Origin of the sequence: Bradyrhizobium sp. RP6 (assembly GCF_003837805.1) — a bacterium.
Classification (GTDB): domain Bacteria; phylum Pseudomonadota; class Alphaproteobacteria; order Rhizobiales; family Xanthobacteraceae; genus Bradyrhizobium.
In genome coordinates, this window is the sequence record NZ_RQIT01000017.1 from 63,016 (window position 1) to 82,488 (window position 19,473).

Sequence of the window (19,473 nt, forward strand, 5' to 3'; positions counted from 1 at the left end):
GCCGTCATTCCGGGATGGTCCGAAGGACCAGATCCGGAATCTCGAGATTCCGGGTTCGATGCTGGCGCATCGCCCCGGAATGACGACGCAAGAACAACGGTCCACCATGCGCCTGCGAATCCAGCACACCACGACCTATCGCTACGAGCCGCCGGCGACCAGCGTGATCCAGATCCTGCGCATGACGCCCGGCAGTCATGATGGGCAGTACGTCGCGGAATGGCAGATCGACGTCTCCACCGACACCAAGCTCGACATGCATGAGGATGCGTTCGGCAACGTCATCCACGTGCTGTCCTGCGGGCCTGTCGGCGACATCAAGATCACCGCCGAAGGGCTGATCGAGACCCACGACACCGGCGGCGTGCTGCGCGGCACGGACGAGCGTTTCCCCGCCGGGATGTTCCTGCGCTCCACCGACCTCACCTCCGTCAATCCGGCGATGACGGCGGTTGCGCGCCAGTTGCGCAGCGAGGCCGAGAGCGACACGCTGAGCTTCCTGCACACCTTGATGACGCAGATTGCCGATCACATGACGTTCGACGAGGACCCTACCAACAGCGGCACGTCGGCGGCGGAGGCGTTCGGGCTCAAGCGCGGGGTCTGCCAGGATTACGCGCACATCTTCATCGCCTGCGCCCGCGCCGGTGGCGTGCCGGCGCGCTTCGTCTCCGGGCACTTTCTGCGATCGGACGACACGATGCACCAGGAGGCCGGCCATGCCTGGGCGGAGGCTTACGTGCCGGATCTCGGCTGGGTCGGATTCGATCCCGCCAACAGCATCTGCGCCACCGACGCCCATGTCCGCGTTGCGATCGGGCTCGACTATCTCGGCGCAGCCCCGGTGCGTGGCACGCGCTATGGCGGCGGCACCGAAACGCTGGCGGTGGCCGTGAAGGTCGAGCAGGCCGGCCGCGGCGGGCAGTCGCAATCGCAGTCCCAGCGGCAGAGCTAGGCGCTGCCGGCCGAGCGCATGCTCCGTGCTACAATTGCAGGATCAGATCAGACCAGCGAGGTAGTCCATGGCGACTGTAAAACTGCTTTCGGACGACGAACTCTCCGCCGACGCGCGTGCCGTTTTCGACGACATCCGAAAGGTGCGGAAATCGGATTTCGTCAACAATTTCTGGCGCGCGCTGGCGCATGATCCGAAGACGCTGCGGCGGACCTGGGACAGCATCAAGGAAGTGATGGCTCCTGGTGCGCTCGATCCCAAGACCAAGGAAATGCTCTATGTCGCGGTCTCGATCGCCCATGGCTGCAGCTACTGCATCCATTCACACACGGCAGCCGCACGGGCCAGGGGGATGACCGAGGCCGAATATGGCGAGCTGCTCGCCATCGTCGGCATGGCCGCGGAGACAAACCGGCTGGTCACGGCGCTCGGCGTTCCCGTCGACGAGGCGTTTCTGGTCGATGCCGCGGATTGAGGTCGGAGCGGAACGCTAAGCCGATTCCTCGTCATTCCGGGGCGCGCGTAGCGCGAACCTGGAATCCATTGATCCACCAACTCTGCGGCCCAATGGATTCCGGGCTCGCGACTTCGTCGCGCCCCGGAATGAGCCGGAATCGGGGGGTTGGACCGGACCTCGAAATTGGCTAGTAATTCCGCGCAAACGCGTTCGGGGACTGGAAATGACCTATTGTTGCGGAATCCTGGTTCGGGACGGTCTGGTGATGATCGCCGATACCCGCACCAATGCCGGCCTCGACAACGTCTCGACCTTCCGCAAGCTGCACATCTTCTCCAAGCCCGGCGAGCGCATCATGGCGATCGCCAGCGCCGGCAACCTCGCCATCAGCCAGTCGGTGCTCTCGACGCTGACCGAAGGCCTGGAGGATCCCAACACGGGCGAGATCGAGACGCTGATGAACGCGCCGACCATGTTCCAGGCCGCTCAGCGCATCGGCCGGGCGATCCGGGCGGTGCATGCCACCGAAGGACCGGCGCTGAAATCCGAGGACGTGTCCTTCGACGTCTCCTTCCTGTTCGGCGGCCAGATCAAGGGCGCGCGCATGCGTCTGTTCATGGTCTACACCGCCGGCAATTTCATCGAATGCACCACCGACACCCCCTACCTGCAGATCGGCGAGCACAAATACGGCAAGCCGGTGCTCGACCGCGCCATGCATTACGACGTCGAGCTCTACGAGGCGCTGAAGACCGGCCTGATCTCGATGGACTCGACCATGCGCTCGAACCTCGGCGTCGGTCTGCCGATCGACGTGCTGGTGGTGCGCACGGACGCCTGTGAAGCCGATCTCAACCACCGCATCGAGGCGGGCGAGCCTTATTTCCACGATTTGCGCTCGCGCTGGTCGGCGGCATTGCGCGCCGCGCACCAGAACATTCCGCGCCCGCCCTACAAGAACGAAAAAGAACCCAAAACCTGACAGCAGAAGAGAAAAGGCAGGAAACGATGAGTGAAGCGAAAAAGATCGCGCTGGTGACGGGCGCCGGCACCGGTGTCGGGCGCGCAGCATCGCTGGCGCTGATGAACACCGGCTTCACCGTGGTGCTCGCAGGCCGCCGGCTCGACATGCTCGAGGAGACAGCGAAGCTCGGCCCCGCCGGAAAGAGCCTCTGCGTCACCGCCGACATGACCAAGCCGGACTCCATCGCCGCGCTGTTCGACACGGTGAAGACGACCTATGGCCGCCTCGACGTACTCTTCAACAATGCCGGCATGGGCGCGCCGGCCGTGAACTTCGAGGACCTCAGCCTCGAACAATGGCAGGCGGTGGTGAACACCAACCTCACGGGCCCGTTCCTGTGCACCCAGCACGCCTTCCGTATCATGAAGGACCAGACCCCGCGCGGCGGCCGCATCATCAACAACGGATCGATCTCGGCGCATGCGCCGCGGCCGTTCTCGGCCGCCTACACCTCGACCAAGCACGCCATCACGGGCCTGACCAAGGCCAGCAATCTCGACGGCCGCATGTACGACATCGCGGTCGGCCAGGTCGACATCGGCAATGCGGCGACGCCGATGACGGATCGCATGGTCAACGGTCCCGGCGTGCTGCAGCCCGACGGCACGACCAAGCACGAGCCGCGCATGGACGCCAAGGCAGTCGGCGATGCCGTCGCCTACATGGCCAGCCTGCCGCTCAACGCCAACGTGCTGACCATGACGGTGATGGCGACCAAGATGCCGTTCGTCGGACGGGGCTAGTCGCCGCTCTCGTGCCCAGGGCGCAGCGCGGCATGCCATGACGCGCTGCTGAGCCGGGGCCCATGTCTCCGCGATTCGGTTCTTGGCTTTCTGGATCCCGGCTCTGCGGCGCACCGCTTGCGCGCTGCACCGCGTCCGGGACACGAAACCTTCCCTACTCCAAACTCTCCACCCGCCGCAGGCTCGGGAACAGCTTCATCCAGAGCAGCGCCACTGCGACGGTGGCAACGCCGCCGAGCACGGCGGCAGGCACGGCACCGAGCAGTGCCGCCGCTACCCCGCTTTCGAACTGGCCGAGCTGGTTCGAGGCGTTGATGAAGAGGAAGTTCACCGCGCCGACGCGGCCGCGCATCTCGTCGGGCGTTGAGAGCTGCACCAGCGAGAAGCGGATCACGACGCTGATCGTGTCGGCCGCGCCCAAGACGGCGAGCGACAGCACCGACAGCCACATCCAGGACGACAGCGCGAACACGATCGTGGCGAGGCCGAACACGATCACGGCCTGGAACATGCGCAGGCCTACATGTCTCGAGATGGCGTGACGCGCCAGCACCACGGTCATCAGGAGCGCGCCGACCGCCGGCGCCGCGCGCAGCACGCCGAGCCCGACCGGGCCGGTCTGCAGGATATCGCGGGCATAGATCGGCAACAGCGCGGTCACGCCGCCGAACAGCACGGCGAACAGGTCGAGCGAGATGGTGCCGAGGATCGCCGGATTGCTGCGGATGAAGCGGACTCCGGCGAAGATGTTGTCCGAGCTCGTCCCCTCCTTCGCGATCGCCTGCGGGCGCGGCCGGATGAAACCGGTCAGGATCATCCCAAGAATCCAGAACAGCACCATCACGGCATAGGCAAGGTGCGGGGCGACCGCATAGGCGAAGCCCCCGAGGGCAGGCCCGGTGATGGTCGCGACCTGCGCCGCACCGCTGGAGACGGCGGTGGCGCGCTGCAGCGACCCTGCGGCGCGATCAGCGGCAGCAGCGCCGCGGTGGTCGGGCTCTCGAAGGCGCCGGCAATGCCGAGCACGAAGGTCGCGATGAAGATCTGAACCTCGCCGACCGCGCCGACATAGGTGATGATTGCGAGATAGAGCGCGGTCGCGGCCTCCACGAGCTGGCAGAGCTGGACCACGCGCTTGCGCTCGTAACGGTCCGCGGCATGGCCGGCGACGAACACCAGAAACGCGGTGGGCAGGAACTGCACGAGGCCGACCATGCCGAGGTCGAACGCGGAGCCGGTGAGGTCGTAGATCTGCCAGCCGATCGCGACCGCCGCAATCTGGCTGGAAAAGCGCGACAGGCTGCGCGAGAGCAGGAAGAACAGGAAGGCGCGGTGGCCGAGCAGGGCGCCGGCGCTGACCGGCGGATTTTCGGATATTGGCTGCTCTGGCATCGCCTCTTCGGTCACCCCGGACTGTCCGTCCTGATCTTGATCGGCCTCCGCGTGGCTGAGGCTTACCCGCTTGTCAACAACGAGCCGCTTCCAGGCCCGGTCGGCATTGCCTTTGCAACGCAGACGCGGCCATAATCATTGAAGGTTTGGGGACATCATGCTTCGGCTGCAATCGGCACTCGGCATTTTCGCATTGCTGCTGATCGCCTACGCGCTGGCGGAGAATCGCCGCGCGGTGTCGCTGCGCCAGGCGGCGATCGGCCTCGCCGCGACCTTCGTCACCGCGGTCGTGCTGCTGAAGCTGCCGGTCGTCGCCCATGCCTTCGGGACCATCAACGACGCGGTCGGCACGATCTCGGCGGCCTCCCGCGCCGGCTCCGCCTTCGTGTTCGGTTATATCGGCGGCGGCGCCCTGCCGTTCGATCTGAAGGTGCCGGGCGCCGACTTCATCCTGGCGTTCCAGGCATTGCCGATCGTACTGGTCATGAGCGTGCTGACGACGCTGCTGTTCTATTGGCGGGTGCTGCCACCGATCGTGCGCGGCATGGCCTGGCTGCTCGAGCGCACGCTCGGCGTCGGCGGCGCCGTCGGGCTGTCGACCGCCGCCAATGTCTTCCTCGGCATGGTCGAGGCACCGCTGTTCGTGCGGCCGTATCTGGCACAGATGACCCGCAGCGAGTTGTTCCTGGTGATGACCGGCGGCATGGCGGGCATTGCCGGCACGGTGCTGGTGCTCTATGCGACGCTGCTTGCGCCCCTCATCCCCGACGCCGCCGCGCATTTCGTCATCGCCTCGGTGCTGGGCGCGCCGGCCGCGATCCTGGTCAGCCTGATCATGGTGCCCGAGACCTCGGACAAGCGCACCGGCGGCGCGCTGGAGGATCCCTGGGTCGCCAGCGATCCCGGGATGAATGTGTCCGGCACGATGGACGCAATCGTGAAGGGTACCACGGCCGGCCTCGAATTGCTGCTCAACATCGTCGCCATGCTGCTGGTGCTGGTGGCGCTGGTCTATCTCGTCAATGCCATCCTCGGCCTCTTGCCGAACATCGGCGGCGCCGCGGTCTCGTTGCAGCGCCTGCTCGGCCTCGTCATGGCGCCGGTGTGCTGGCTGATGGGATTGCCGTGGAATCAGGCGATCACCGCCGGCAGCCTGATGGGCACCAAGACCGTGCTCAACGAATTGATCGCCTATGTCGACTTCTCGAAGCTGCCGCCCGACGCGCTCGATCCGCGCTCGCGCCTGATCGTGCTCTACGCGATGTGCGGCTTCGCCAATTTCGCCAGCCTCGGCATCATGATCGGCGGCCTGGGCGTGATGGCGCCAGAGCGGCGCGAGGAGATCAACGCGCTCGGGCTGAAGTCGATCGTGTCGGGTACGCTGACCACGTGTCTGATGGGAGCGCTGGTGGGGGTGCTGGCGTAGACTCTCTCCACTCGTCATTGCGAGCGAAGCGAAGCAATCCAGAATCCTTCCGTGGGAACGGTCTGGATTGCTTCGTCGCAAGAGCTCCTCGCAATGACGACGGAAGAAGCCCCTACGCCTTCAACTCCACCGTCTTGAACTCCGCGGGCAGGATCACCTCCAGCAGTTCCACGTCGTCCGAATAGTCCAGAATCATGTGCTTGATCTTCGGCGGCTGGGTCCAGGCGCTGCCTTGCTTCATCAAGGTCTCGCCCTGCCCGTCCATATAGGTCTTCACCCAGCCCTTGAGCACGTAGACCATCTGGAATTCGACGTCGTGATAGTGGAGCTTGGACACCTCGGCCGGATTGCAGGGGCCCTGCAAGCGGATCACATGTGCCTGTGCGAGGCCATCGGTCGCGTCGGCGATCCCGAGATCGCGGTACTTGGCATAGGCGCGCAGGCCGTCGGCCTTGAAGTCTTCCTCGCGGTGATGGCTGATGGCGATGCGCTGCTTCGGCCGCACGGGCTTCTTCGGAGCCACGGTGCGCGCCTTCGCCTTCACCGCCTTGCGCGCCGAGGATCGCGCCGCGGCCTTCACGCCGCTCCGCTTCTTCACGGCGGTCTTCGTTGCGGGCCTTGATGCCTTTTGCTTGGCCATTGTCTGCCTCCCTGATCTGAGCCGCGCCGGTCGCACGGGTATGACCCGAAGGGCAGATTATCCAGTCCCGGGCGAGGCAGCAATTGCGAAGCTTGGGCCCGTCACCCGATCACTCGATCGTAGCTTGTCCCAGGCTGTCGTGGCGAGCGGGCATCATCTCGTATTCATTCTCTCGGTGAATTAATCTCGCGAGGAGATCTGGGGGAATTGATTCATGGGCGGCAGCGTCGGTCAGCGTGCATTTCATAATGCCCGGCTTCAGAAACGGCAAAAGGCCGAAGTGCTGCCATTGCTCGGGCGCGCACTCCAGTTGCACAGGAAGGGACTCCTGCCCGAGGCCCGTGTGACCTATCGACAACTCCTGCAGATCGCGCCCAACCAACTCATCGCGCTGCATATGCTCGGCGTTCTGGAGTCTGATGCCAAGAACTATCAGCAGGCCGAAATCCTGCTGAGCCGAGCGGTTGCCGTGGATCCGCGATCTGCCGAAGCTCACATGAGCCTGGGCGTCGCCCTGAACGGGCTGAAACGTCACGATGAGGCCCGCGAGAGCTATCGAAAGGCCCTCGCCTTGCGGCCTGACTACGCCCTGGCCCTGTCCAATCTCGGCAACGCGAGCGCGGCCCTTGATCTGCACCACGAAGCGATCGAGAGCTACGACAGGGCACTCGCAATCGACGGAAACCTTGCCGAAGCCCACAACGGCCGAGGTGGGGCGCTCTGCCGACTGCGCAACTATGACGAGGCTCTCACAAGCCTGAATCGCGCGCTCTCGATCAAGCCCGACTATGCGGCGGCATTGGCGAACCGCGCCGTTGCGTTGCGGGAGCTACGGCGATTTGACGAAGCCATGGCGGACTGCGATCGGGCGATCGCCCTGGCGCCCGACGACGTGAACGGATGGCTCTGGCGCGCCAATGTCTTGCTCCAGACCCAGCAAATGGCGCAGGCGATGGACGATTGCGAGAGGGCTCTCGCGATAGCTCCCGATTCCGCTCAAGCTCACCTCGTGCTGGGCCTTTGTCTCGCCGGACTTGGCCGGGTCGACGAAGCCCTCGTCAGCTTCGACAGAGCCCTCGACATCCAGCCCGACCTTGAGAGCGCAATTTCCAGCAAGATATTCACGCTCGATTTTGTGGCGGACGCGAGCGTCGAACAGCATCAGCAGGCGCGGCAAGTGTGGTGGGAGCGGGTCGGCGCGAAAATCGCTTCAGAAGCGGCGGCACCGCATCACAACAGCCTCGATCCGGATCGCCGTCTGGTGCTCGGCTATGTCTCGTCGGATTTCAACGCGCATTCGGCCGCGTTCATTTTCAAGCCCGTCCTGCAACACCATGACCGCGCGCAGTTCGAGATCGTGTGCTACTCCTGCTCGTCAAAAATGGATACGACGACAAGCGAATTTCAGGGGATCGCCGATCGCTGGCGTGACGCCTCGCAATGGGCCGACGATCGCCTCGCCGCTGAGATTCGCGCCGATCGCGTCGATATCCTGATCGATCTGTCCGGCCACACCAGAGGAAACCGCCTCGGCGTGTTTGCGCGCAAGCCGGCACCGATCCAGGTGCACGGCTGGGGCCACGGCACCGGCACCGGGCTGCCGACGATCGATTATCTGTTCTCGGATCCGGTCGCGATTCCTGCCGCGGTTCGGCATTTGTTTGCGGAGACCGTCGTCGACCTGCCGTGCTTCGTGACGCTGGCGCCACTGCCGGCCGGGCTTGCGCGGGCGGAGGCGCCGGCTCTCTCGAACGGCTTCGTCACGTTCGGTGTCTTCAACCGCATCAGCAAGATTTCGGACGAGGCCGCGGAAGTCTGGTCCAGGATTCTCGAGCGGGTCCCAGGTTCGCGACTGCTGATCAAGGATGTTGCGCTGGACGATCAACTGGTCCGCGACAAGCTGCTGGCACGGTTTGCGGCTTGCCGATTGCCGGTCGAACGCGTCGATCTGCTCGGAGCCACATTGCGGAGCGAACATCTGGCATCGTTCAATCGTGTCGATATTGCGCTCGACCCGTTCCCGCAGAACGGCGGCGTCAGCACATTGGAAGCTTTGCAGATGGGCGTGCCCGTGGTGGCGAAGCTCGGGAACAGCCTGCCCAGCCGAGCCGCGGGCGCCATCCTCTCCGCGCTTGGCTTGCGGGACTGGGTCGCGGACAGCGATGAGGCATATGTCGAGATCGCAGCTGGCCGCGCGGCGCGGATCGGCGAACTCGATCAATTGCGCCGCGAACTGCCCGGACGGATCAACGCTGCGGCCGCCGGCAACCCCGTCTCATATGCGCGAGCCGTGGACGACGCCTATCGCGCGATGTGGATACGCTATTGCAACGGCGTCGTCTGATCCCTGCGTCAATGCAGCCGGAACACGCCGTCCACGGCGCGCAGCTCGGCTGGCTTGATCAGCTTGGAATGCGCCACCGTGACCGAATGGAGGGGACCATCGAGCTTCTCCTGCCAGAACGCCAGGAAATCCTTCAGCGCCGGAAATTTCGGAAACATGTCGTAGTTCTGCCAGACGTAGGTCTGGAGCAGCGACGGATGATCCGGCATGCGATAGAGGATTTGCGCCGTCGTCAGTCCGTAACCTAGCATCTGTTTCCGGAAATCCTCGGAAACGCCCCCACTCCGCAGTCCCATGCCAAACCTCCTTTGCAGGAGCGCATTCAGGGGGTGGCTTGATCCGTGCCCCGGGGAGCCACCCGGAAACGATGCGCTCACATGAGAGAAATGTGACGCAAACTGACAACCCATCTCAAGCCCAAAAGTTTAACAAGCTGTTGAAATTCAATGCGTTAGCAGCAGACATAACTCCGTGCTAATACGGCCTCCCACGGGGCCTCGAAGAGGCCTCCAAGGCTGGTCCAAGGCTGGCTCCAAGGCTGGCTCCAAGGCTGGTTAACGATGGAAATGAGATTCTGGCAGTCCACGCTTCCGCGTGCTGATTTTTCTGCTAGAAGCCCTTGCCCCCGCAAAATTCCTGTCCTATTTCAACTTGGCTCGCGCTAGCACTCGCGGGCAACGACTGCTAACAATCTCAAAATCCTCAACACGTGCAATTGCTTAGGAGGACTGCATGAAATTCCGTCCGCTTCACGACCGCGTCGTGGTCAAGCGCATCGACGCAGAAGAGAAGACCGCTGGCGGCATCATCATTCCCGACACTGCCAAGGAAAAGCCCTCCCAGGGCGAAGTCGTCGCCGTTGGCCCGGGTGGCCGCGACGAGTCCGGCAAGCTGATCCCGATCGACCTGAAGGTCGGCGACCGCGTGCTGTTCGGCAAGTGGTCCGGCACCGAGGTCAAGATCGACGGCCAGGACCTGCTGATCATGAAGGAGAGCGACGTCATGGGCGTTCTCGAGGTCAGCGAGTCCAAGAAGAAGGCGGCCTAAGAGCCCCCTCTCCCTCCAGTCACATCATTCCAAGGAAAAATCCAGATGGCAGCCAAAGAAGTCAAATTCTCGGTTGAAGCGCGCGACAAGATGCTGCGCGGCGTCGACATTCTCGCCAACGCGGTGAAGGTCACGCTCGGCCCGAAGGGCCGCAACGTCGTGCTCGACAAGTCGTTCGGCGCTCCCCGCATCACCAAGGACGGCGTCACCGTCGCCAAGGAGATCGAGCTCGACGACAAGTTCGAGAACATGGGCGCGCAGATGGTGCGCGAAGTCGCCTCCAAGTCCGCTGACGCGGCCGGCGACGGCACCACCACTGCCACCGTGCTGGCTCAGGCCATCGTGCGCGAAGGCGCCAAGTCGGTCGCCGCCGGCATGAACCCGATGGACCTCAAGCGCGGTATCGACCTCGCGGTCGAAGCCGTCGTGGCGGATCTCCAGAAGAACTCCAAGAAGGTCACCTCGAACGACGAGATCGCCCAGGTCGGCACCATCTCGGCCAACGGCGACCAGGAGATCGGCAAGTTCCTCTCCGACGCCATGAAGAAGGTCGGCAACGAGGGTGTCATCACCGTCGAGGAAGCCAAGTCGCTCGAGACCGAACTCGACGTCGTCGAGGGCATGCAGTTCGACCGCGGCTACATCTCGCCCTACTTCGTCACCAACGCCGACAAGATGCGCGTTGAGATGGACGACGCCTACATCCTCATCAACGAGAAGAAGCTCTCCTCGCTGAACGAGCTGCTGCCGCTGCTCGAGGCCGTGGTGCAGACCGGCAAGCCGCTGGTCATCGTCGCCGAGGACGTCGAAGGCGAAGCCCTCGCGACCCTCGTCGTGAACCGCCTGCGTGGCGGCCTGAAGGTCGCGGCCGTCAAGGCTCCGGGCTTCGGCGATCGCCGCAAGGCCATGCTGCAGGACATCGCGATCCTGACCGGCGGCCAGGCGATCTCTGAAGATCTCGGCATCAAGCTGGAGAACGTCACGCTCAACATGCTCGGTCGCGCCAAGAAGGTGATGATCGACAAGGAGAACACCACGATCGTCAACGGCGCCGGCAAGAAGGCCGACATCGAGGCGCGCGTGGCCCAGATCAAGGCGCAGATCGAGGAGACCACCTCGGACTACGACCGCGAGAAGCTCCAGGAGCGTCTCGCCAAGCTCGCGGGCGGCGTCGCGGTGATCCGCGTCGGCGGCGCGACCGAGGTCGAGGTGAAGGAGCGCAAGGATCGCGTTGATGACGCGATGCATGCGACCCGCGCGGCTGTCGAGGAAGGCATCGTCCCGGGCGGCGGCGTCGCCCTGCTCCGTGCCTCCGAGCAGCTCAAGGGCCTGCGCACCAAGAACGACGACCAGAAGACCGGCGTCGAGATCGTGCGCAAGGCGCTCTCCGCGCCCGCTCGCCAGATCGCGATCAACGCCGGTGAAGACGGCTCGGTGATCGTCGGCAAGATCCTGGAGAACAAGGCCTACAATTACGGCTTCGACTCCCAGACCGGCGAATATGCCGACCTCGTCAAGAAGGGCATCATCGATCCGACCAAGGTGGTCCGCACCGCGATCCAGAACGCAGCCTCGGTGGCCGCGCTCCTGATCACCACGGAAGCCATGGTCGCCGAGCTGCCCAAGAAGGGCGGCGCCGGTCCGGCGATGCCTCCGGGCGGCGGCATGGGCGGCATGGACTTCTGATCCAGCCGCTCAGGCACAGTCGAGAAATGCGAAACCCCGGCAGCGATGCCGGGGTTTTTGTTTTTTGGGCAAAGTCTCGCCGCTGGTCATTCCGGGGCGCGCCCCCGAATGACGGCCCCTCACTCCACCTTCCCCAACCGCTCGAAGCGCGGCTCGCCGTCATCGTCGAGCGACCAGAGGATCCGCGTCACCTTGCCGATGAGATTGTCCATCGGGATGAAGCCCATCGCGGACGCCATGCGGCTGTCGGTGGAATTGTCGCGGTTGTCGCCGAGCACGAAGAGATGGCCTGGCGGCACGGCGTAGACGCTGGTGTTGTCGAGGAAGCCATTGTCGAGACAATCGTAGGTCACATAGCTCGCGCCGTTCGGCAGCGTCTCGCGCCAGCGCTTGACCTGCGCCTCGTCATCGCCCCCGCAGGCGGCGCCGGCTTGTGCCTCCTTCAGCGCGGCGCGCGTCACCGGACGGTCGTTGAGGATGAGCCGGCCCTGCTGCATCTGGATGCGGTCGCCGGGCAGCCCGACCACGCGCTTGACGTAATCGACGGAGGTATCCCTTGGCGTTCGGAAAACGACGAGGTCGCCGTACTCGGGCTCGCCGGCAAAGACACGACCTGAGATCCAGGACGAATCGAAGGGGAAGGAATAGCGGCCGTAGCCATAGACATATTTCGCCGTAAAGACGTAGTCGCCGACCATCAGCGTCGGCGCCATCGAATTCGAGGGGATGTTGAACGGCTGATACAGGAAGTATCGAAACAGGAACGGCGGCGACCACAGCACCGGGATCAGCAGGATCAGGATGACGATCGCCTTCCATTCCCGCGATCGTGCCGAGGGACGGATCGTTTGCTCAAGAGTGGTCATGCAGTTGCCCTGTCAAAGACGTAGTCGGCGCGAGATTACGCAACCTGCGCGCGCGTTCAATCCCCAGCGAACTTGCGAATTTGGTCGCACGTCGCGCGGCCCGCGTTCAATGCGAGGCCATGAACGTCGCCAGCGGTCAGCCGTGCGACATATCCCTGAAGCAGTGACGTACCCAATTGATCGTCACGCGCGTCGCCGGATCGCGCTTCAGATGGTTCTGCACCAGCAGCCAGACGTCGCGGCGCCTCGGCAGCAGCGTGGCGCGCAGGCTGCGATCGGCGAGCAGCGGCCCGCAGCTGTGCTCAGGCAGCACGCCGACGGCCTGATGCGACTGGATCATAGTGCGGATGATGCGGACATTGTCCGTGACGCAGCGCACGTTTGTCAGACGCTTGGCGCGCAGGAACTGCTGCTCGGGGATCGCGTCGAGCTCGTCAGGATAGACGCACGCGACCGGCTCGGCACCGCCGCGGTCCGCGGGCTCGAAGAAATACAGCCTGACCTCGCCGAGCTTGGAGATGGTAAAGTCGCCCTTCTCCGGCTTGCGCAGACGGATAGCGAGATCGGCCTGCCAGCGCGAGAATTTGACGTTGCCGCTCGAGGTGAGGAATTGCAGCGTCAGCCCCGGGTGATCGCGCAGGAAGCTGCTCGCATGCGGCGCCAGCAGCTCTTCGGCGACCGCATTGGTCGAGGCGATGCGCAGCCGTCCGACCGGGCCCACCTGGCTCTCCTTGATGCGGTCGATCGCTGCGGCATGCGCCGCCATCGCACCGACATGCTCGAGCACCGCCTCGCAGTGGCGCGTCGGCCGGCGCAGCCCGTCCACCGCGTCGAACAGCAGCACGCCGAGGTCGCGCTGGATGCGCGCGAGCCTGCGGCCGACGGTGGTCTCGTCGATGCGCAGCCGCGCGCTGGCGCCGGCATAGGTGCCCTCGTCCCTGACCGCGGCGATGATACGCAGGTCGTCCCAGTTCATTCCACGAGCCTAGCAGGCGGGGGGCGCTTCCTGCAAACTTGCAGCCATATGCCGCAATTTTCCTGCACAATGGCAGGCATCGGCTGCGCTAGTGTCGCGTCATCCGACATCCCTGAAGGCCTGACCAGCATGACCGCTCCAAAGACCCTGCTCGAACTCGCCGGTGCCGATCTCAATCCGCCGAAGCTCAACGAGGCCTGCCTCGTGCTGATCGACATCCAGAACGAATATTGCGCCGGTCCGCTGGCCCTGCCCGATGCGCAAGCGGCGATCGCCGCGGCCGCGCGCCTGCTCGCGCGCGCACGCGAGAGCGGAGCTGCGATCTTCCATGTCGCGCACAAGGGCCGCGCCGGCGGCCTGTTCGACCGCGAGGCCGCGCGCGGCGCGATCGTCGAGCGCCTGACGCCGCTCGCCAGCGAGCCGGTGATCGAGAAGGCGCTGCCGAATGCCTTCGCTGGCACCGACCTGCAGGCCCGGCTGGCCGCGACCGGACTCAAGAATATCGTGCTGGCCGGCTTCATGACTCACATGTGCGTCAGTTCGACTACCCGCGCCGCGCTCGACCTCGGCCTGCGCACGACGATCGCGGCCAACGCCTGCGCCACCCGCGACCTGCCCGACGGCCGCGGCGGCACGCTGGACGCCCGGACGATCCATCAGGTCGCGCTGGCCGAATTGTCGGACCGCTTCGCCATCATCGCGCAAGTCGAAGCGCTGACTTGATGGGGCATGCGATGCTGCAGCTCCATTTCTTTCGATGTCCTGCTCGTTCTCGAGCCGCATCGCGCTGGGCAGGTTGAGCAGCAGCCAGGTGGCTCCTGCAATCAAAAGGAAATTCGCAGAAATAATGCGGCGACATCCGGCAGAGGCAATGAACAAGGTTCGAAATTGAAACGCAGTTGTTGCTTCCGCTCAATCACAACCTTCAGGCAAGTCGGGTCGCGAGGCAAGTTGAGTCCGGCCGACAAGCTTCAAGGCCGGTGAAATTGCGGTCATGGCGGTTTTAGCTGTTCGAGCAGCGCATTTCGCTCTTCGCGCAGCTTGCGAAGCATGAGCGCGTTGTCGGCTTGGAGCTCCTGCCACTCTATACGATCTTCCGCGGTCCAAAGGTAAGACTCGCGATTGAACCGCGCCTTCTCGGCCAGATCGAAAGCTTCGTAGGTTTCAATCTGTCTCTCGATTCGCTTGATCTCCTCTTGGATGGTTCCGGACATCCATCAAGCCTAGGCGTGTGGGCCAGCGCACGTCAATCTTATCGATCGAGCGCAGTGCAAAACTTCGATGCATCGCGCCAAAGTTGTGAGCCTGCTCAGGATCGCGCTGACACCTGCCGCTCCTGAGACTACGCTCGCAACCAGTACTCCTTCGCATTTCCAAAGCGCGTCCTTTGTGCGCTGATCACTCGTCAGCGCCGCTTGCCGTCGTGCCGCCGCTTCGAGCCGGCGAAGTTGCGCGGGATGTCATGCCGCCTGATATCAACGTTCCACGACAGGCGCATTTAACTACGTAAGGGGAACCGCAGATCCAAGGGGAGAACGCGCATGGATCGACGATCGCTTTGCAGCGAATGAGGGCGATCGATGGCAGAGCAACTGATCGGACGGCACCAGCAACCTAATGCCGCCAGCTCAAGACCGGAATCATGCGCGCGTCCGCGCCTGATAACGGCGACCGCGCGCCGAGATCGCGCGCCTCACTCCACCCGCGCCAGCACCGCGAGCTTGCGGATGCCCTTGTTGCGGTAGGCGTCGAGGAACGCGTAATAGTCCTTGAACGACACGCAGCCGTTGGAATCGCCGTTCGGCCCCAGCATGAAGGTGTGCGCGAGCAGGCCGTCGCGGCCATGGATCGCGCTCTCGCCGCCGATCGGAGTGAGGCGCAGCGCCGGCACGCCGTGGAACAGGGCCTCGCGCGGCTTCAGCGTGTAGATGTGCGGCGGCGTCACGCCCCGCATGCGGATTTTCGAGGAGCGCGGATCGTCGAGATTGGAGCCGAGGCCCGAATGCGCCTCGAGCTTGGTGCCGTCGGGCAGATATACGGTCTTGGCGGTGATGTCGTAGACCGCGGTGTCGCGCTCATAGGGCGGCGCGCCGCCGAACATCGGGTTCTGCTCCTTCAGCGCGATGGACGCGGTCACGCTGGCATCGGCCGAGGCGTAGGCGAGCAGCCCGCCGGACGGCTCGCGCTTGCCCCAGAGCTTTTCCACCATCGACTGGCGCGGCCCGGTGATCGACATCACTGCGGCCTTGGCGCGGTCGGCGAACGACTTGGGCTTCTCGGGCGCCGGCACGATCTGGGCCGGATCGGCCGAGGCCAGCTGCATCTGGGCGTCCGGCGCGCGCCTGGTCTTGTCGGCAGTCTTGTCAGTGACCTTGGCTGCCGGCTTCAGCGCGTCGGCGACCTTCGCGATCACGCTCTGCTTCGGGGCGTCCTTCGAAGTCTCCCTGGCCAGTGCAACCTGGGTCGAGGTCGCTGCGCTCGCCGCATTCGATGGCACGCCTTGCGTCGCGGCCGCGGCAAAGCGCTCGTTGAACATCTCGCGCGAGATCGGAGCTGCGACCTGGAGCCGGTCGGGCAATAGCGCGAAGGTTTCCTTGATGGCCTCGCCGGCCTCGCGCAGCACGACCTTGGGTGCGCGCCTGACCACCGGCTCGTCATAGCCGACGCTGCCGACGGTCGGGTAGACGCTCGCGCCGAGAATGTTGCTGTAAATGATCCAGCCGGCACCCATCACGACGCAGCCGATCGCCGCGGCGCCCAGCCAATTGGCCGTGGTCATTTTCCGGGAAGGCTTCCGAAGAGAATTCTTGCCAGGATTTTTGGACTTCCGTGCCGCGATGCTTTGCGCAGCGATACTCGTACTCATTCGCCTTGCGTCCAGGACGGTGTCACCCAGTCCCCCTTCAAAGTGCCGCTGGTCACGATCCGGGAACAGCATCTCGCAGAGGGTCGGAGCGTCATTAAGGCGACTTTTAGTTAAATGCAGATTAAGTTCGGGCGGATATGGGGCAACTCGTCAATGCTGTCCCGTTTTGAGAAAAACCCCGCAGAATTACGGACTTAGACGCATCTGTTAACCATGTTTCTCGACCGGCTCACGTCGGTTCTTCGACGCTTTGCGGCCGCACCCACGAGACATTCAACAACGTCATTTTCGTGATCGCCAAACCGGCCTGACCGTAGCGCGGAAGCGTTGCGCGAGGCTGGCGGGCTCCGCGTCCGTCGGCCCGGCGCCCTCACGCGGCACGGAGCCGTGACCGAAAGTTGATCACGTCGGTTCTGGAAATCGCCGCCGCGGGAAAGTAGCTCCTATCTCGGCACTTTTCAGCAGCCTCTGCGCGTGATACGGAACCGTATCGACTTGCCCTGAACTGTGCCGTCACGCAAACGGAGGCTGGCATGAGAGGGAGCGCGCGCGCAGGGTTTTTCGCCCTGGCGGGGTCGTTTCTGTTGATTGGATCTGCGACTGCACAGCCTGCTGCCAATGCGGGCTGCACGGCATCGCCGTCGGCTGCCGGGACGCAGACCTGGCGCTGTGACAACGGCATCACCATTGTCGCGGAAAACGGCGCCAAATTTGAACTTAAGGACGCCAACCGCGACGGACATATAGACTCCGTGGAATTGAGCAGCAAAGCCTTGCTGGTCGAGGTGCCCCGGAAGCCGCGGGGCAATCCGTTCAAGGTGCTGACGCCGCAAGCGATCGCTGCGGTGCGCGGCACGAAATGGGCGGTCGATGTCGCCGACGCCAAGACCTCCGTGTTCGTCGCCGACGGCCGGGTCGGCGTGACCCGAAGGACCCGTGGACGCGGTGTCGTGCTTGGACCCGGCGAAGGCGTCGACGTCGAGGCGACCGGCCCGTTGACCGTCAAGACATGGGGCCAGCCGCGCGTCGATGCGCTCATGGCAAGACTCGGACAATAAGACCGGGTCGACAAGGTTCGCCTGCGAGATTTGGCCGAAAGAAGATTGCAGAACGACGCATGCGCAGCCGACGCGTTCAGATCCTGGTGGCACTCGTCCTCACCGCGCTGTGGGGCGCGGGCATCTTTGCCGCGCACGCCAACGGCCGTCTGCGTTTTCTCGACCGCCTCGAAGCCACGCTGACGGATTGGCGGACGCAAGCCCGCGGCGTGCGGCGTCCACCCGATCTCGTCACCATCGTCGCGATCGACGACACCGTGGTGAAGCGCGGCGGCAGCTATCCGCTGCCGCGCGCCGATCTCGCACGTGTCGTCGACACCATCGTGCAGTTCAAGCCGAAGGTCATCGGGATTGATCTCCTGCTCGTCGACCGCAGCGCTGCGATCGGCGATGCCACGCTCGCCAGCACGCTCGCCACCGGTCCCATGGTGCTCGCCGCCGCGGCGATCTTCCCCTCCGCCAGCGAAACCGTGGATCCGAGCAGCGAAGGTCCCCTCGCCGTCCTCCCGCAGGCCGAGCGCTTCCTGCGGCCATTGCCCGCGTTCGCCGATAAAGCGGAGGTCGGCGTCGTCAACGTCGCGACGGGACAATCGGGCTCACCGCTATCGGTGCCGATGCTGTTCCGGACGCGCGACAAGGTCGAGCTGTCGTTCCCCTTGCGCGTCGCGGCCCGCGCGCTCGACGAGCCGCTGACGGTCGCGCCGGATCATCTCATGCTGGGCGATCGCGTGGTGCCGACCGACGGCGATCTGGCATTGCCGATCACCTATTACGGGCCGCGCCGCACGATCCGCACCGTCAGCGCACAGAGCATCTTCGACGGCACGCTCGATCGCGCGGCGATCGAGAACCGGATCGTCGTGATCGGCGCCTCGGTCGCCGGCGGCGGCGACTTCTATCCGACGCCCTTCGATTCGCTGATGCCCGGGGTCGAGGTGGTCTCGACCGCGATCACGCATCTCGTCGCCGGCGACGCCATGGTGCGCGACCGCAGGGTCCGTATTGCCAACGCGCTGACTGCGATCCTGCTGCCGATGCTGCTGGTCGGGCTGCTCGCCTGGCGCCGCAGCGCGCTGGGCATCATGACGGCAGCCGCGGTGATGATCGCCTGGGCCGGGGTCAACCTGTTCGCGTTCACGCATGGCGTCTGGCTGAACGCCGCAACCACGCTCGCCGCGGCAATGCCGCCGGTCGCGGTCTTTGCCGGCGTGCAGCTGTGGGCCGGAGGCCGCCGCACGCAATATTTCGCCGCCAAGAGCAGGTCGCTTGCGCAATTCCAGGCTCCGGCGGTGCAGGAGTGGCTGGCGCGAGATCCGAACTTCCTGTCGAAGCCTGTCCGGCAGGATGCAGCCGTGGTCTTCGTCGATCTCTCCGGCTTCACCGGACTGAGCGAGCGGATTGATCCCGACGAGCTCAGGAATTTTCTGAAGGCGTTTCATGCACTGATCGACAAGGTCGCGATCGATTGCGGCGGCATGATCACCGGCTTTCTCGGCGATGGCGCCATGATCCTGTTCGGGCTGCCGCGCGCGATGCCGGACGACGCGGCGCGCGCACTGAAATGCGCGATCGATCTGCATCGCGGCCTCGAACGCTGGATCGCCTCGCTGCCGCCGGCAATCGCAGGTCAGCTCGGTTTCAAGATCGGCGCGCATTGCGGCCCGATCGTCGCATCCCGGCTCGGCGAAAGCCATCAGCACATCACGGCGACAGGCGACACCGTCAACGTCGCCAGCCGTCTGATGGAGATCGCCGCCCAGAACGATGCGCGCCTCGCGCTGAGCGATACGCTGCTGGACACTGCCGATTTCAGCGGCGCTCCCGACGGCATCCTGTCCGGGCCCCTGCTCGCCCAGGTCCGCGGTCGCTCCGGCATCGTGACGGTATGGCTCTGGCGCGACCGGGATGGCCCGGATCAGGCTTCGGTCAGGGCCGAGATGATCGGCTGAGGTCCGCTCAAACGCGATGAGGAATCGTCATCGCGCTTGAGGTT

At 64.6% G+C, this 19,473-nt stretch carries 17 protein-coding genes and 1 pseudogene; 11 read left to right on the forward strand and 7 right to left on the reverse strand.

Translation table 11 applies throughout. The features are described 5' to 3' along the window. The first annotated feature begins 106 nt into the window (after positions 1–106). The 4 genes from EHH60_RS26135 to EHH60_RS26150 all read left to right on the forward strand — a co-directional run bounded on the left by EHH60_RS26135 (position 107) and on the right by EHH60_RS26150 (position 3,179). Positions 107–955 carry a transglutaminase family protein gene (locus tag EHH60_RS26135; RefSeq protein ID WP_124162269.1) on the forward strand — a complete coding sequence of 283 codons (849 nt, stop codon included), beginning with the start codon at positions 107–109 and terminating at the stop codon, positions 953–955. A 67-nt stretch (positions 956–1,022) separates the two neighbouring features. Then, complete coding sequence (locus EHH60_RS26140) at positions 1,023–1,430, forward strand: carboxymuconolactone decarboxylase family protein (protein WP_124162270.1); 408 nt, start codon at positions 1,023–1,025, stop codon at positions 1,428–1,430. Between the two features lie 205 nt (positions 1,431–1,635). Further along, positions 1,636–2,394 (forward strand): proteasome-type protease, encoded by a 759-nt coding sequence (locus EHH60_RS26145; RefSeq protein WP_035678903.1) that lies wholly within the window; start codon positions 1,636–1,638, stop codon positions 2,392–2,394. 26 nt (positions 2,395–2,420) lie between these two features. After that, positions 2,421–3,179, forward strand: coding sequence for an SDR family oxidoreductase (locus EHH60_RS26150; protein WP_124162271.1), 759 nt, complete (start codon positions 2,421–2,423; stop codon positions 3,177–3,179). A gap of 154 nt (positions 3,180–3,333) precedes the next feature. Here the strand turns inward: EHH60_RS26150 and EHH60_RS26155 are convergent. Continuing rightward, positions 3,334–4,571 (reverse strand): annotated as a pseudogene (locus EHH60_RS26155) (MFS transporter). A 157-nt stretch (positions 4,572–4,728) separates the two neighbouring features. Between EHH60_RS26155 and EHH60_RS26160 the strand changes: the two are divergent. Further along, positions 4,729–5,997 carry a NupC/NupG family nucleoside CNT transporter gene (locus tag EHH60_RS26160; RefSeq protein ID WP_124162272.1) on the forward strand — a complete coding sequence of 423 codons (1,269 nt, stop codon included), beginning with the start codon at positions 4,729–4,731 and terminating at the stop codon, positions 5,995–5,997. A gap of 112 nt (positions 5,998–6,109) precedes the next feature. Here EHH60_RS26160 and EHH60_RS26170 read toward each other — a convergent pair whose 3' ends face one another. Next, entirely contained in the window at positions 6,110–6,637 is a 528-nt protein-coding gene (locus tag EHH60_RS26170) for a cupin domain-containing protein (RefSeq protein ID WP_124162274.1), read from the reverse strand. Positions 6,638–6,851: 214 nt separating this feature from the next. On the opposite strand from EHH60_RS26170, the gene EHH60_RS26175 reads away from it, so the two are divergent. Then, a complete protein-coding gene (locus tag EHH60_RS26175) occupies positions 6,852–8,981 on the forward strand; it encodes an O-linked N-acetylglucosamine transferase, SPINDLY family protein (RefSeq protein WP_124162275.1) in 2,130 nt (709 codons plus the stop codon). Between the two features lie 8 nt (positions 8,982–8,989). Here EHH60_RS26175 and EHH60_RS26180 read toward each other — a convergent pair whose 3' ends face one another. After that, a complete protein-coding gene (locus EHH60_RS26180; RefSeq protein WP_028177340.1) occupies positions 8,990–9,277 on the reverse strand; it encodes an usg protein in 288 nt (95 codons plus the stop codon). Between the two features lie 436 nt (positions 9,278–9,713). Between EHH60_RS26180 and groES the strand changes: the two genes are divergently transcribed. Together groES and groL are read left to right on the forward strand one after the other, a co-directional pair. Then, positions 9,714–10,028 carry a co-chaperone GroES gene (gene groES, locus EHH60_RS26185; protein WP_024340799.1) on the forward strand — a complete coding sequence of 105 codons (315 nt, stop codon included), beginning with the start codon at positions 9,714–9,716 and terminating at the stop codon, positions 10,026–10,028. Between the two features lie 45 nt (positions 10,029–10,073). Beyond that, entirely contained in the window at positions 10,074–11,714 is a 1,641-nt protein-coding gene (groL, locus tag EHH60_RS26190; protein WP_124162276.1) for a chaperonin GroEL, read from the forward strand. Positions 11,715–11,833: 119 nt separating this feature from the next. On the opposite strand, the gene lepB is transcribed toward groL, so the two are convergent. Beyond that, the gene (gene lepB, locus EHH60_RS26195) at positions 11,834–12,580 is read right to left on the reverse strand and encodes a signal peptidase I (protein WP_124162277.1); all 747 of its coding nucleotides are present in this window, start codon (positions 12,578–12,580) and stop codon (positions 11,834–11,836) included. Between the two features lie 136 nt (positions 12,581–12,716). Beyond that, entirely contained in the window at positions 12,717–13,556 is an 840-nt protein-coding gene (locus EHH60_RS26200; protein ID WP_124162278.1) for a LysR family transcriptional regulator, read from the reverse strand. Between the two features lie 129 nt (positions 13,557–13,685). Between EHH60_RS26200 and EHH60_RS26205 the strand changes: the two genes are divergently transcribed. After that, on the forward strand, positions 13,686–14,279 hold the full coding sequence (locus EHH60_RS26205; RefSeq protein WP_124162279.1) for a cysteine hydrolase family protein: 594 nt from the start codon (positions 13,686–13,688) through the stop codon (positions 14,277–14,279). A 269-nt stretch (positions 14,280–14,548) separates the two neighbouring features. Here EHH60_RS26205 and EHH60_RS26210 read toward each other — a convergent pair whose 3' ends face one another. Both EHH60_RS26210 and EHH60_RS26215 read right to left on the reverse strand, forming a co-directional pair. Then, the gene (locus EHH60_RS26210; RefSeq protein WP_124162280.1) at positions 14,549–14,770 is read right to left on the reverse strand and encodes a hypothetical protein; all 222 of its coding nucleotides are present in this window, start codon (positions 14,768–14,770) and stop codon (positions 14,549–14,551) included. 479 nt (positions 14,771–15,249) lie between these two features. Further along, on the reverse strand, positions 15,250–16,335 hold the full coding sequence (locus tag EHH60_RS26215; RefSeq protein ID WP_199752023.1) for a DUF2778 domain-containing protein: 1,086 nt from the start codon (positions 16,333–16,335) through the stop codon (positions 15,250–15,252). 620 nt (positions 16,336–16,955) lie between these two features. Here EHH60_RS26215 and EHH60_RS26220 point away from each other — a divergent pair. Together EHH60_RS26220 and EHH60_RS26225 are read left to right on the forward strand one after the other, a co-directional pair. Continuing rightward, a complete protein-coding gene (locus EHH60_RS26220) occupies positions 16,956–17,480 on the forward strand; it encodes a FecR domain-containing protein (RefSeq protein WP_124162282.1) in 525 nt (174 codons plus the stop codon). Positions 17,481–17,539: 59 nt separating this feature from the next. Beyond that, positions 17,540–19,429, forward strand: coding sequence for a CHASE2 domain-containing protein (locus tag EHH60_RS26225; RefSeq protein ID WP_124162283.1), 1,890 nt, complete (start codon positions 17,540–17,542; stop codon positions 19,427–19,429). Positions 19,430–19,473: the final 44 nt, after the last annotated feature.

What these genes read in the sequence shown, in the direction of transcription:
- EHH60_RS26175 (WP_124162275.1), top strand. Translation starts at nt 6,852, where the DNA reads ATGGGCGGCAGCGTCGGTCAGCGTGCATTTCATAATGCCCGGCTTCAG.
- lepB (WP_124162277.1), bottom strand. Translation starts at nt 12,580, where the DNA reads ATGACCACTCTTGAGCAAACGATCCGTCCCTCGGCACGATCGCGGGAA.
- EHH60_RS26160 (WP_124162272.1), top strand. Translation starts at nt 4,729, where the DNA reads ATGCTTCGGCTGCAATCGGCACTCGGCATTTTCGCATTGCTGCTGATC.
- EHH60_RS26215 (WP_199752023.1), bottom strand. Translation starts at nt 16,335, where the DNA reads ATGACCACGGCCAATTGGCTGGGCGCCGCGGCGATCGGCTGCGTCGTG.
- groL (WP_124162276.1), top strand. Translation starts at nt 10,074, where the DNA reads ATGGCAGCCAAAGAAGTCAAATTCTCGGTTGAAGCGCGCGACAAGATG.
- EHH60_RS26150 (WP_124162271.1), top strand. Translation starts at nt 2,421, where the DNA reads ATGAGTGAAGCGAAAAAGATCGCGCTGGTGACGGGCGCCGGCACCGGT.
- EHH60_RS26170 (WP_124162274.1), bottom strand. Translation starts at nt 6,637, where the DNA reads ATGGCCAAGCAAAAGGCATCAAGGCCCGCAACGAAGACCGCCGTGAAG.
- EHH60_RS26210 (WP_124162280.1), bottom strand. Translation starts at nt 14,770, where the DNA reads ATGTCCGGAACCATCCAAGAGGAGATCAAGCGAATCGAGAGACAGATT.
- EHH60_RS26140 (WP_124162270.1), top strand. Translation starts at nt 1,023, where the DNA reads ATGGCGACTGTAAAACTGCTTTCGGACGACGAACTCTCCGCCGACGCG.
- EHH60_RS26200 (WP_124162278.1), bottom strand. Translation starts at nt 13,556, where the DNA reads ATGAACTGGGACGACCTGCGTATCATCGCCGCGGTCAGGGACGAGGGC.
- EHH60_RS26145 (WP_035678903.1), top strand. Translation starts at nt 1,636, where the DNA reads ATGACCTATTGTTGCGGAATCCTGGTTCGGGACGGTCTGGTGATGATC.
- groES (WP_024340799.1), top strand. Translation starts at nt 9,714, where the DNA reads ATGAAATTCCGTCCGCTTCACGACCGCGTCGTGGTCAAGCGCATCGAC.
- EHH60_RS26205 (WP_124162279.1), top strand. Translation starts at nt 13,686, where the DNA reads ATGACCGCTCCAAAGACCCTGCTCGAACTCGCCGGTGCCGATCTCAAT.
- EHH60_RS26180 (WP_028177340.1), bottom strand. Translation starts at nt 9,277, where the DNA reads ATGGGACTGCGGAGTGGGGGCGTTTCCGAGGATTTCCGGAAACAGATG.
- EHH60_RS26225 (WP_124162283.1), top strand. Translation starts at nt 17,540, where the DNA reads ATGCGCAGCCGACGCGTTCAGATCCTGGTGGCACTCGTCCTCACCGCG.
- EHH60_RS26135 (WP_124162269.1), top strand. Translation starts at nt 107, where the DNA reads ATGCGCCTGCGAATCCAGCACACCACGACCTATCGCTACGAGCCGCCG.
- EHH60_RS26220 (WP_124162282.1), top strand. Translation starts at nt 16,956, where the DNA reads ATGAGAGGGAGCGCGCGCGCAGGGTTTTTCGCCCTGGCGGGGTCGTTT.